The organism is Paenibacillus ferrarius, assembly GCF_002027705.1.
In the GTDB taxonomy this organism is placed as follows: Bacteria; Bacillota; Bacilli; order Paenibacillales; family NBRC-103111; genus Paenibacillus_E; species Paenibacillus_E ferrarius.
Genome location: NZ_MBTG01000040.1, coordinates 37,632 through 49,947 on the forward strand (window position 1 = coordinate 37,632; position 12,316 = coordinate 49,947).

At 47.8% G+C, this 12,316-nt stretch carries 9 protein-coding genes; 6 read left to right on the forward strand and 3 right to left on the reverse strand.

The annotated features are described in order from the left end of the window. The first annotated feature begins 373 nt into the window (after positions 1-373). The 4 genes from BC351_RS31530 to BC351_RS31545 all read left to right on the forward strand — a co-directional run bounded on the left by BC351_RS31530 (position 374) and on the right by BC351_RS31545 (position 6,303). Positions 374-4,351: an endo-alpha-N-acetylgalactosaminidase family protein gene (locus tag BC351_RS31530; RefSeq protein WP_158082298.1), complete on the forward strand. Its 3,978-nt coding sequence runs from the start codon at positions 374-376 to the stop codon at positions 4,349-4,351. Between the two features lie 185 nt (positions 4,352-4,536). Beyond that, positions 4,537-5,250, forward strand: coding sequence for a hypothetical protein (locus tag BC351_RS31535; RefSeq protein ID WP_144028584.1), 714 nt, complete (start codon positions 4,537-4,539; stop codon positions 5,248-5,250). A gap of 84 nt (positions 5,251-5,334) precedes the next feature. Further along, positions 5,335-6,003 carry a GntR family transcriptional regulator gene (locus BC351_RS31540; protein WP_079418529.1) on the forward strand — a complete coding sequence of 223 codons (669 nt, stop codon included), beginning with the start codon at positions 5,335-5,337 and terminating at the stop codon, positions 6,001-6,003. A 105-nt stretch (positions 6,004-6,108) separates the two neighbouring features. Further along, a complete protein-coding gene (locus tag BC351_RS31545; RefSeq protein ID WP_079418531.1) occupies positions 6,109-6,303 on the forward strand; it encodes a hypothetical protein in 195 nt (64 codons plus the stop codon). A 77-nt stretch (positions 6,304-6,380) separates the two neighbouring features. Here BC351_RS31545 and BC351_RS31550 read toward each other — a convergent pair whose 3' ends face one another. Continuing rightward, complete coding sequence (locus tag BC351_RS31550; RefSeq protein ID WP_158082299.1) at positions 6,381-6,983, reverse strand: 50S ribosomal protein L25; 603 nt, start codon at positions 6,981-6,983, stop codon at positions 6,381-6,383. Between the two features lie 166 nt (positions 6,984-7,149). Between BC351_RS31550 and BC351_RS31555 the strand changes: the two genes are divergently transcribed. Further along, positions 7,150-7,440, forward strand: coding sequence for a hypothetical protein (locus BC351_RS31555; protein WP_079418535.1), 291 nt, complete (start codon positions 7,150-7,152; stop codon positions 7,438-7,440). Between the two features lie 92 nt (positions 7,441-7,532). Here BC351_RS31555 and BC351_RS31560 read toward each other — a convergent pair whose 3' ends face one another. Further along, a complete protein-coding gene (locus BC351_RS31560; protein WP_079418537.1) occupies positions 7,533-8,393 on the reverse strand; it encodes an AraC family transcriptional regulator in 861 nt (286 codons plus the stop codon). Positions 8,394-8,527: 134 nt separating this feature from the next. On the opposite strand from BC351_RS31560, the gene lacZ reads away from it, so the two are divergent. Beyond that, complete coding sequence (lacZ, locus tag BC351_RS31565; protein ID WP_079418539.1) at positions 8,528-11,674, forward strand: beta-galactosidase, LacZ type; 3,147 nt, start codon at positions 8,528-8,530, stop codon at positions 11,672-11,674. 404 nt (positions 11,675-12,078) lie between these two features. Here the strand turns inward: lacZ and BC351_RS43050 are convergent. Beyond that, on the reverse strand, positions 12,079-12,316 hold a 238-nt coding region (locus tag BC351_RS43050; protein ID WP_208629872.1), incomplete at its 5' end, for a hypothetical protein.

The following is a 12,316-nucleotide window of genomic DNA, read 5'->3' on the forward strand; positions in this document are numbered from 1 at the left end:
CCTTGATGTCGTTCTGCTCTAGTACCATTTTTAATAAACCTGCAATTGTGCATCTTTTCTACTCCTTTAATAGCTCCTATCATTGAATTCCTGCAATAGTGCATGTATTTGAGGCTTTTTCTGGCTTAGGGGCTGGAGAAGCTGAAAATTCCTGTACAATTGCAGGTTTTTCCATTTTATAGCCGAATTCGCCGAAAATTTCTGCATTATCACAGGCTTTTTCAGCCGGGTGCTTGGATTTACCTTAGATTATTTGTATCGCTGCCGGTTTAAAGCAAAAAACATCAAGCAATAACCAAATATATCAAATTTGTGCTCAAGCATGTAGTGGTATATTGAGGAGGAAGTCAAATACATGTTAGGAGGAGAATTAATGATCAAAAGAAGGCGATTTCAGTGGAAGGTGAGCGTTGCTCTATCTGCCTTCCTCGCTTTGCAGGTTGGTTCCGGGCATTATGCGCCTCTTGCCTCGGTGATGTACGGTTCGGTAAGTGCAGCCACGCAGTCTATTGCTTCATCTGTTCTGAGTGTAGATCTGGATACTGCCTTTCCCAAAGTAAATCAGTACACCTGGCTGGCAAATGGGGCTATCCTGTATGGCTCAGAAGACACGCTTAATCAGATTTATATCAACGGCACGGCGTACACGCCGACGGTTGCCTTTGCCACCCCTAATTCAAACACAGCTTTGTATACGCTTACAATACCGGCGATTAATGTGGTTGTTACCGTACAAATGAAGGTAGTGAACAATACGTTGCTTTTCGACATCACGAATATCGCAGAGAATGGCACAACCAAAGTGAATACGCTCGAAATTCGCAATCATAATCTGCTTAGTGTCAGAAGTACGCAAACAGGGGCTTCTTTTGCCGGCAATAAAATGTACACCGCTGTAAGCGGCACGGGCGACACGATCAAATCGGTCGCAGGTTCACCAACAGCAGATGCTTCACCTGTCGACTACATGTACGCATTCGTGAATACGAATCAGCTTGCTGGCGGATTGTGGACGAATTCGGTATACGAAAATGCTGATAACAATGGCAGGGTGAAGGAGCAAACGACGGCCAAATCCGGCTACTCCAGAACAGGCTTGTGGAGCGGAGCTTGGATTTACCGTGCCAGAGGGATGACCGATGCCGATTCGCTGCCCAGCGCGAAGGTTGTGATTACGCCGGACGCAAACGGCGATGGCAGTGTGGATTGGCAGGATGGTGCGATCGCTTACCGCAGCATAATGAACAATCCCGTGGGTGCGGACAAGGTGCCGGATCTCGTTGTACAGCGAATACCGATGAACTTCGCCAGCCAGGCGACGAATCCGTTTACCAAAACACTCGATGAAACGAAGCGAGTGTACAATGCGACAGACGGCCTCGGGCAGATGGTGCTGCTCAAAGGCTACGGTTCCGAAGGCCACGATTCGGGGCATCCTGATTACGGCGATATTGGTCAAAGGCAAGGCGGTGCTGCCGATATGAACACGCTGGTGAATGCGGGAAGCGCGTATAATGCTTTGTTCGGCGTCCATATCAATGCGACGGAATCGTATCCCGAGGCGCAGGCTTTTAACGAAACGCTTGTGAACAAAACTTCGCCAGGCTGGGATTGGCTGGATTCTTCGTACTATATAAACAAAAGGTATGATTCGACTTCGGGAAGCCGATTAGCCAGACTGCAGCAATTGAAAAATCAAGTGCCAAACCTTGGCTACATTTATATTGATGTATGGCAATCCAATGGTTGGGATAGTCGAAAAGCGGCGAAGGAAGTGAATTCGCTGGGCTGGCCACTCGCAACGGAGTTTCCATCCGATCACGAATACGACAGCATCTGGAATCACTGGGCTGTTGATTATAATTATGGCGGCAGCGATACCAAAGGCTTTAACAGCCAGATTGCTCGTTTTATCCGCAACCACCAGAAGGATACATGGATCGCACGCGATCCGCTATTAGGCGGAACCGAGCTCTCCGCTTATGAAGGCTGGCAAGGGAAAACCAATTTCGATGTCATGATTGCGATGACCTTTGGGACAGATTTACCGAGCAAATATTTGCAGCACTTCAAGATTATGAAGTGGACGCCAGGGACGATTAACTTCGAAAACAATGTCTCGGTCAGCAATACCGGTGGTACGCGTGTAATTACGAAGGACAACCGCACAGTCCTGAACGGCGGATCTTATTTGCTGCCTTGGAGTCCAGCCACAGAGGACAAATTATATCATTGGAATTCGAGTGCAGGCAGCACCACATGGCAGCTTCCCGCTAGTTGGGCGGGACTTAGCAACGTAAAGCTTTATCAATTGTCCGATCAGGGAAGACAGCTTGTCAGTGATCTTGCTGTAACGAACAATCAAGTTACAATTACGGCCAGCGCGAACAAAGCATACGTGCTCTACAAAGGCGCGGCTCCAGCGAACACGGCCGTCAATTATGGGGAAGGATCAGGCATGGCCGATCCTGGGTTTAATAACGGCAATCTCAGCGCTTGGACTGTTGCAGGCAGCGGCGCTTCCGTTCAGCGCAACGCGAATGGCCAGCAAGAGCTTCAGATTGGCACAAGCACGAGTTCGACGACGGTCAGTCAAACGATCTCGGGACTGACGCCAGGCAGCTATTATGCTTCTGTGTATGTATCGACCGGCGGCGGACGCAAAGCCTACCTCGGTGTCAATAATTACGGCGGCGCCGACGTCAACACATATGCGAACAGCTCTCTGTGGAAAAATTACATCCAAGCAGACTCCAAACGAGATACGATGATGCAGCGCATGTATGTGTGGTTTGATGTACCGGCCGGCTCTACGACGGCTAACTTGTATTTGAAAAGCGATGCGGGTACTACGGCGGTTACGTTTGATGATGTGCGTATTGAAAAGATAGTCAAAACGCCTAATCCGAACAACGACTATTTCGTACAGGATTTCGAGAATGTGCCCGATGGATGGTTCCCTTTTGTCAAAGGGCCGGCAGGCGGCACGAATGATCCACGTACGCATTTGATGAAGCTTCATGCTCCTTTCACGCAAAAGGGCTGGAATGGCAAGACGATTGATGATGTGTTGAATGGCAGCTGGTCGTTGATGGCTCACAAGGAATCCTCTGGCTTGCTGTATCAAACGATTCCCCAAACGTTGAGATTTGCGCCAGGAGCTGCGTACACAGTTAATTTCAGCTATGAGAATCAAGCTGCTGGCGATTATGCATTTGTCGTCGGAGACGGTACTGCTGTCGTGTCTACGACCAGCTTGGGAACTGCCACATCGCCAACGACGTTCAGCAAAGTATTTACGGCCTCAGCTTCAGGCAACAGTTGGATCGGCATTCAAAAAACGAACAGCAATCAGACGGATTTCATTATGGACGATTTGAAAGTGACCACTGGCGGCACCGTACCTGTTGATCCTAATCTGATTCCTCAATCCCAGATGACGGCTTCCGCAACAAGCGAAGAGACGGTCAATGCCAGCAATAGCGCAGCGAACGTACTGGACGGCAATTTATCGACATTTTGGCATACGAAGTGGGACTTGTCCAATCCGCTTCCACAGTCAATTACCTTGAATTTAGGCGTCAGCTATACAATCAATCAGTTGAAATATATGCCAAGACAAGACGGCGGCTCTAATGGCAATATTACCGGCTATAAAGTGTACACAAGCACCAATGGCACGACGTTTACGCAGGTATCATCCGGAACATGGGCGAATGATGCTGCAGAGAAAAGCGCTGTGTTTGCGGCCACGCCTGCCACGCACATACGTCTGGAAGCAACAGCAGGAACTGGCGGTTGGGCTTCCGCATCGGAGCTAAATGTGTACAAAGCAAGTGGAGGCAGCACCGCGTATACACAGGATTTTAACAATGGAATTACAGGTTGGAATGTTGTCATGGGCACAGGAACGGCCAGCGCTTTCTCAGGTGGGCTTAATTTAAATGCCAACAGCAGCAATACGGTTGTAGTGGACAGCAATTCTCCGGCAAAAGCTGACGGTGTCTACACCTTTAAGGTGACACCACAAAATGCAAATGGGCGCCTGCAAGCGGTGTTCCGTTATACGGGAACGAGCTCGTGGGCTGCTATCGGCTACGATCTTGGCACTTCCTGGGCTTGGTCGAACGGAGTAGGCCAATATGGCAATTTTACAGGTCCTGCGCTCGCAAGTGGAATTACCTACACGATGAAGGTTCAGTTTACAGGTGCGACGGTAACCGTCTGGGTTGATGGAACACAGATCTACACAGGTGCGTTAGCCAGTATCCCCACAATCGCTGGACAAATTGGCTTCCGCAGTTGGAATGCAGGCAATATGCTTCTTGACGATGTGAGCTATTCGGATTAGTCTTATCGGCCTTGCAGCCGCTTGTTCCTGTGATAGGAATTAAGCGCTGCAAGGTTTTATTCTGTTCATTTTTTTTATGAAACGATAGGTAGAAATTGGAACTTTTTTTGATGTGAAATAGTCTAATATAAGCAACTTCCCTCGAAAGAGAATCTCATTTTTCTATGAAGGAGGCTACAGTCGCAGTGCTTAACAAATCAAACTATATGTCGTTGGTTGTGTTGAATTTCATTCTTGCGCTGTCCGCTTGCGCAGACAAAGATCGGGCACCTCTCATTCATCCTGCTGCTTCGCCCGCTGCTGAGCAAGCTCGGTGGAACAAAGAAGATATTGCGATAAGAGCTGTCGGTACGCTTCCTGAAGGCAAGCTGATTGTCAAGCCTATGAGCCAAGCTGTGGCCGCTCCATTAGGAGCACCTAGTTGTTATGGTCAAGAGACGGACTTGCGATGGTCAGGTCACTATGAAGCGTGGTGGGAATCCACGTCAGAGGGGGGCTCGAGCAAGGTTTCGGAATTTCCTGATGATTTTGAAATCGTGCAGCAGAGTGAGGCGCCGACTCCTATGCAGCATTTCCAATTGGGAGGCATCGACATTCTCGCCTATGTTCCAAGGTATACGGATTGTCATGGCCTAGAGACTTATTTTTTTGGCGTAAAAGAAGGAAAAGCCTTTCCGCTCAAGCTGATGTTGAATGACGGGCAGATTGTGCCTCAAATCAGTCAAATTCCGCATCGCTCTTTGCAAATTCAGAGTGAGGAGCTAGTTCTGACTGGCGGCTTCGGAGCGGGGCAGGAGTTCGTTGACGTGTATCACTTTCAATATGATGCGCGGCAGCAGCTTTTGATTGTAGCAAGCAAAGAGAAAGTGAAGTACAATGACCTCATTTTTGATGAGTAAAGAAGCTTGAAACTGAAATTGCTTGCATCAGTTATCGATATCCGATATATTGCATATAATGTTATGCGATGGAGGATTGGATAGATGCCTGTACCCACGAATTTTACCACACCGATACGCATGTCAGCCAAAGAACGCGTACTCTCGCAAATCCAGAGATGGATCATTGAAGGAACGCTTCATCCAGGAGAGAAACTAATAGACGCTGAATTAGCTGAATCTTTGGCGGTCAGCCGCACCCCGATTAGGGAAGCTTTTCAGCTCTTGGAAGTGCAGGGCTTGGTTTCTATGCACCCGGGCAAAGAAACCCGAGTGACGAGTATCGAGAAAGACGATATTCTGAAAATGTATCCGACGCTCGCCGCGCTTCATGCACTGGCCGCAGAATATGCCGCACAGCTTATTAAGCCGGAGCAAATTGAAATATTGAAAGAGCTGAACGCTGAGTTCAGCGAGGCTATCACAGGCGGGCAGCCTTACCAAGCCATGGAGCTGGATGAGCAGTTCCATAACTTGATTATTGAGGTCGCCGATAATGCCTATATCACTTCATTTAGCGCCTCACTGCAAATACATATTCGAAGATTTAAATACGTTTTCCTTAAGCAGCCCATCGCGGGGACGCTCACTTCTGTTGAGGAGCATGCAGCGATTATTGCTGCGTTAGCTGATCGTGATGCGAATTTGGCAGCGGCTGAGATGAAGCATAATTTTATCAGACCCATGCATGAATTGTATGCGCTTATTGACTAGCTCAGCTTAAGTATTCATAAAAATACGAATCTTACAAAAGTTTAATCTTCTACTCATCGTGGTTTAATGTTTTTACTCTATCATTGAAGCAAGGGAGTGATAGAGATGGCATCTTCTTACTTCAATGAATGGCTCGATACCTACAATGATTACATGAGACTCTATGCCATGTTTGGCGATAAGGAATACTTGGAGCAGGCCGCAGAGGTGCTTCAAAGCTTGAGAGCAATCATTGCCAGAGACGAGCGGCATAAAGCTATCATTTGGAAAATTAAAAGCCCAAGGATTCATGCCTTTTGATGCATAAAAAAACCGACTCCGTGCAATTAAATGCGTAGAGTCGGTTTTATTTACATATAAGTTATTGTAAGAGCGTTTCAGGAAACGCCCGATTGCACCGATTCATCCACGGTTTCAGCGTTAGGCTCAAGGGTTTCATCCAGCTTCTGAATGCCTAGAATCGTGACAAGGATGATCTCTGGATCTGAAAGCACTTCAACATCTTTAGGCACCTCGAGATCAGCTACAGTCAGATGCTCGCCAATCAAGAGCTTGCTCACATCAAGGGACAGGTAATCAGGCAGCTTACTCGGCATACAGCGAATCATAACTTCATGGGTCTCGACTTGCAGGATGCCTCCCTCTTTGGTTCCCTGCGCATCCCCTGTGAAATGAACCGCGATGGAGGTATCGAGCTTTTCTTTCAAATCAATTTGCAAAAAATCAATATGCAGCAGCTGCCCAGTCAAAGAATCCTTCTGAACATGGTGAATCATCACAGGCTGCTCCGTGTTGGATGGCAAAGCAACCGTCAGAATGGCATGCGGATTGCGTTTCAGTGATGCGCGGATTTCTTTTTCCGGAACGGTAACATGTTCGGATTCCATACGAGAGCTATACACCACAGCAGGGATTTGCCCCTGTGCTCTTAGCGTCTTAACTGGACCGGTTCTTTCGGATAGTAAAATCGTTGTACTCATTGTCTGGCACCTCCGTAGCATTGGTAAGAGCAGCGTTCAGCCCTAACTCTATGTACCCTCATAAGTTCCTAGTGAAACAGGAAAGAATTAGGAATTTTTTCGATTTGGGCTTCTTTATCTAGCAGACTTGGAGTAAAATAGAGGACAAGAGGAGGATTGATAAAGAATGAGTACACTGAAAAGTTTCACTGATTCTGATCAACATATTTCTTTGGAGTTAAGAGATGATCATCTGACTGTACTTCGTTTGTACGGTGAAACATCCATTTACCCTTTCAAAAATATTACTCTTGCCTCTGAACCGATTCCTGAGTACCCATTGAACCGCGTGGCTTTAACGATTATTGATTTTAATACTGGTGTAACCGATTTCAAATTTTCTTCTAGCAAAACAGATTTTGAGATTTTCGTCCAAAACCTGCTGGCAGCGCACAACGATTTTATTCCGAATCATTAATTATCGAGTTGTAAGGAAATAGTAGTTAATCTAAGCGGGCAGACGATTTCAATCGTTCTGTCCTTTTCTATTGGGGGAGAAGGCTGCGCAAACTAACGGGGATCCTCCTGTTGGTTCTTTTGGTTATACTGATTCCGGAAAACCTCAGGGGTCAAACCGATGGATTTGCGAAAAGTGGAAATGAAATGAGACGCATCGAGAAATCCGGTAGCTTCAGCGACTTGTTTCACGGTAAGTCCGGGCTGAGCGATCAGGAATTCCTTGGACTTCTGCAAGCGTAGCTGCAGTAAATATTGATATGGCGAAAGGCCAAAAGCCTTGCGGAATAAGGTGTTGACGTGCTGGGGGCTGACCCCAAGAAGCTGAGCCATCCAAGGCAGGCCGGTGTCTGAAGAGGCAAAATTGATTTCTAACTGAAACAACAGCGGCAGCAAACGCTCATGGCTTTGGGAAAAGGAGGCGCTTTTATTGACGTTGCCGTGTTTTTTGAGCAGTGTGAGGAATTGATAAACCTCCAGAGAACCGTTCATGCCGGTGAAATCATAGCTGTAGCGGTATTTTTCGTAGTAGTACTCGTGAATGCTGGACAGAGGCGTTTCGCTTCCCCAGCTGATAGCAGTGGATAACGGAATCTCCAATGCATACACAATGGATGCCGCCAAGGCACCGTCGAAAGTCAAATACCATGTCGACCACCGGGAAGCAAGCAGCTTGTATTCATGCGGTATGCCAGCAGGCAGAAGCATCCCTTGATTTTCTCCCAGCCGAACAGCTCCGCTTTCAAGAATAATTTCTCCGCTTCCTTCAATCGATTGGAGCCAGTGGAAGCAGGGATAGCCTTCTTCCCGCTTGTAATAGAGCTGATCCATCTCGTAGCCGACCGTTTCTAGGATGAGGGGGAGCTTGCGGTCTGTTTCGGTAATGACGAAAAATTTCCTGTAATCTATGGCCATGATGAGTAGTCATCTCTTTCATTTTTTAATATACGAAGCGTATTATCTTATATTTTAAAAGAAATTATTGTCTTGTACAATATAGGGGTAGTTGAAGATATTTATACAACTTATAGAAGCGAGGAACTCATCCAATGGCTAATAAATACGTCAATACTCCACCTGCTAACGGTTATCCGGAATGGAACAATAATCCTGAAATTTTTCAATTAAACCGCATGGCGGCTCACGCTACATTGATGCCGTATAAGTCCGAACAAGAAGCGCTTGTAGGTGATCGCGAGGCTTCGGATGCCTATCAGTCGTTGAATGGAACATGGAAATTCCATTTTGCCGAGAATGCGCAGGGCCGTCCGCAAGCGTTTTATCGGACAGATTATGATACGAGTGGCTGGGCGGATATGGCCGTTCCTTCCCATTGGCAGCTGCAAGGCTTTGATTTCCCGCAATATACGAATGTCATCTACCCATGGGTAGGCCATGAGGATTTAAAGCCTCCTTTTGCACCGGTTAAGTACAATCCTGTTGGTTCATATACACGTTCCTTTACAGTATCTGCGGCTTGGGCCGAGCAACCGGTTTATCTAAGCTTCCAAGGGGTTGAATCAGCCTTCTATGTTTGGGTAAACGGCGATTTGGTCGGTTTCAGCCAAGATTCTTTTACACCTGCGGATTTTGATATTACGCCTTACTTAGTAGAAGGTGAAAATAAGCTTGCCGTCGAGGTCTACCGTTGGAGTGATGCAAGCTGGCTGGAGGATCAGGATTTCTGGCGGCTGAGCGGAATTTTCCGTGATGTTTACCTGTATGCAACGCCGGTTACACATATTGCCGACTTCATGGTCAACACGGATTTGGATGAGGCTTTTGAGCATGCTGAGCTGCGCATTCAAGCGAAAATCAGCAATTATGATGGTCAAGGTACAGGGACGCGCCGCATTGAAGCCGTTTTGTACGATAGTGAGCTGAAGCCTGTTTGGAATAAGCCTTTATCTGTTGAAGTGCTTGTAAACGGCGTTGAATTGCAGGAAGTTGAACTGCAGACTAAGGTAGAGAGCCCAGCCAAATGGAGTGCGGAGAAGCCTAATCTGTATACGCTAGTTTTGAGCCTGAAAGATGAGCAGGGCGTTTTGTTGGAAACAGAAAGCTGCAAAGTGGGCTTCCGGAAATTTGAAATTCACGACGGCTTGATGAAAATAAATGGCGAGGTTGTCGTATTCAAAGGCGTGAATCGTCATGAGTTTGATACAGATCGTGGTCGCTCTGTTGATAAAGACAGCATGATTGCTGATATTCTGCTGATGAAACAGTATAATATCAACGCCGTCAGAACCTCGCACTATCCGAACAATCCATACTGGTATGAGCTTTGTGATCAATATGGCTTATATGTGATTGATGAAACCAATCTCGAAACACACGGATCATGGAGCTACTTGCAGGAGGAAGAAGGCGAGGCAGTACCGGGAAGTAAGCCGGAATGGACGGAAGCCGTGCTCGATCGGGCGAATTCCATGCTGCAGCGGGACAAAAACCATCCGTCTATCGTGATTTGGTCGCTGGGCAACGAGTCCTTTGGCGGTGATAATTTTATTAAAATGCATGACTTTCTGCGCGAACAAGATCCTTCCAGAGTGGTTCATTACGAAGGAGTGTTTCACTTCCGCGCTTCGGAGGCGTCTTCCGACATCGAAAGTCAGATGTACTCCAAGATTGAGAAGATTGAAGAGTACGCTAGAACGAATCCCAAGAAGCCTTTCATTTTGTGTGAATACAGCCATGCGATGGGCAATTCCTGCGGTAATTTGTTCAAATACTGGGAGCTGTTTGATAAGTATCCGATTCTCCAAGGCGGATTTATCTGGGATTGGATCGATCAATCTATTCGTACGACAACACCGGAAGGCATGACCTATCAAGCCTACGGCGGCGATTTTGGCGATACGCCAAATGATGGCAACTTCTGCGGCAACGGCCTGATCTTCGCAGATCGAACACCTTCGCCGAAAATCTACGAAGTGAAGAAATGCTATCAGAACGCTAAGTTCGAAGCGCTCGATCTGTCCAAAGGTCAAGTGAAGGTAACGAATCAATTCTTGTTCACGGATTTAGGTGAGTTTGATTGGACGTGGACGATCGCTCGCAACGGTGTCGTCGTGGGTGAGGAGAAGCGTGGACAATATGCTGTGAAGCCTGGTGAGACAGCAATTATTGAGCTGGCTTTGGATCGGCTGGAAGTCATCTCACCGAACGATGAGTTCGTTCTTACGATCAGCTTGCAGTTGAAAGAAACAACGTTATGGGCAAGCCAAGGCCATGAAATTGCTTGGGAGCAGTATGTGCTGCCTGCTGTTCAAACGGTATCGGCTTATACCGATCTGGCGGCAAACGCACAAACAGCCGCGACTCTATCTGTTGAGGATGCTGTCCGCATAGAGACAACCGCTGACGCGATTAACCTTAAGGGCGCTAACTTCTCACTGCAAATCGATAAAGCTACCGGTGACATTACTTCCTATAACGTCGAGGGGACAGAGTTGTTCCTAAGCGGGCCAACCCCTAATTTCTGGCGTGCCTACACGGATAATGATCGCGGCAATCAACATCCTGCTCGTTGCGCGCCTTGGCAAGAAGCTGGCAGCAGTCGAACACTGCAAGCTCTTCAAGTGAAGTCAACTTCCGATGGTCAAGCTGAAGTCCGGGTACGTTATCATTTGGCCACGCAGCCTGTATCGAGCGTTCAACTGGTCTACACAGTATCGCCAAGCGGCGAAGTGGAAGTTCGCATGGAACTCGTACCTGGCGCACAACTGCCGGAAATTCCAGAGATCGGCGTTATATTCCAACTGGATCGATCATTCCAGAACTTGAGCTGGTATGGCCGTGGCCCTCATGAGAACTATTGGGACCGCGCGGTAGGGGCTAAGCTGGCACTTCATCACGGAACGGTGGAGGAGCAAATGGTTCCTTATCTGCGCCCACAAGAATGCGGGAACAAGACGGATGTGCGTTCAGCGACATTAACGAATGAACAGGGACGTGGTCTCCTGATTACTGGCTTGCCGACAGTTGAAGTAAATGCTCTGCCTTATACACCAGCGGAGCTCGAAGCTCATGATCATCCCTACAAGCTGCCAGCCAGCGATAAAGTCGTGCTGCGCGTGAACTATAAGCAGATGGGCGTTGGCGGAGATGACAGCTGGGGGGCTAGAACGCACCCTGAATTCACGCTGTTTGCGAACCGTACGTATGCTTATGCTTTTACGTTTAAAGGGATCTAATAGGGTAGGCGAAGGAGGAGCCTTCTACTACTGACTAAAGTGGAACCTTTAGCCACTGACTAGAGTGGAATCTTCGACGACTGACTAGAGTGGAGCTTTCAACGATTGATTAGAGAGGAACCTTCGACGACTGATTAGAGTGGAGCCTTCAACGATTGACTAGAGTGGAACCTTCAACGATTGACCAAGAAGAACCTTCAACCACTGATTCGTGGTGAAGGTTCTTCTTTGGTTAACGGAGGGTATCAGCCAGCATCTATCGAGTTTGACTGAAACCCCCGCAAAAGCAAGCTGAGCCCGCCCAAAAAGCCGTCTCAGCCGTCCAAAGTAGCCAAAAGCCCTCCGAGCCTGCCAAAAAGGCAGTCTCGGAAGAAAAAAAAGCCCCCAACCCCGCAAAAGCAATCTTAGCCTGCCGAAAAAGCCGTCTCAGCCGCCCAAAGTAACCAAAGCCCCTCCGAGCCTGCCCAAAAAGCCGTCTCGGCCGCCAAAAGTAGCCAAAAGCCCCTCCGAGCCTGCCAAATAGGCAGTCTCGGAAGAGAAAAAGCCCCCAACTCCCGCAAAAGCAAGCTGAGCCCGCCAAAAAAAGCCGTCTCAGCCGCCCAAAGTAGCCAAAGCCCCTCCGAGCCTGCCAAAAAGGCAGTC

Bases quoted from the DNA above. Each gene is read 5' to 3' on its own strand.
- BC351_RS31530 (WP_158082298.1), top strand. From the start codon at position 374: ATGATCAAAAGAAGGCGATTTCAGTGGAAGGTGAGCGTTGCTCTATCT.
- BC351_RS31540 (WP_079418529.1), top strand. From the start codon at position 5,335: ATGCCTGTACCCACGAATTTTACCACACCGATACGCATGTCAGCCAAA.
- BC351_RS31545 (WP_079418531.1), top strand. From the start codon at position 6,109: ATGGCATCTTCTTACTTCAATGAATGGCTCGATACCTACAATGATTAC.
- BC351_RS31550 (WP_158082299.1), bottom strand. From the start codon at position 6,983: ATGAGTACAACGATTTTACTATCCGAAAGAACCGGTCCAGTTAAGACG.
- BC351_RS31555 (WP_079418535.1), top strand. From the start codon at position 7,150: ATGAGTACACTGAAAAGTTTCACTGATTCTGATCAACATATTTCTTTG.
- BC351_RS31560 (WP_079418537.1), bottom strand. From the start codon at position 8,393: ATGGCCATAGATTACAGGAAATTTTTCGTCATTACCGAAACAGACCGC.
- lacZ (WP_079418539.1), top strand. From the start codon at position 8,528: ATGGCTAATAAATACGTCAATACTCCACCTGCTAACGGTTATCCGGAA.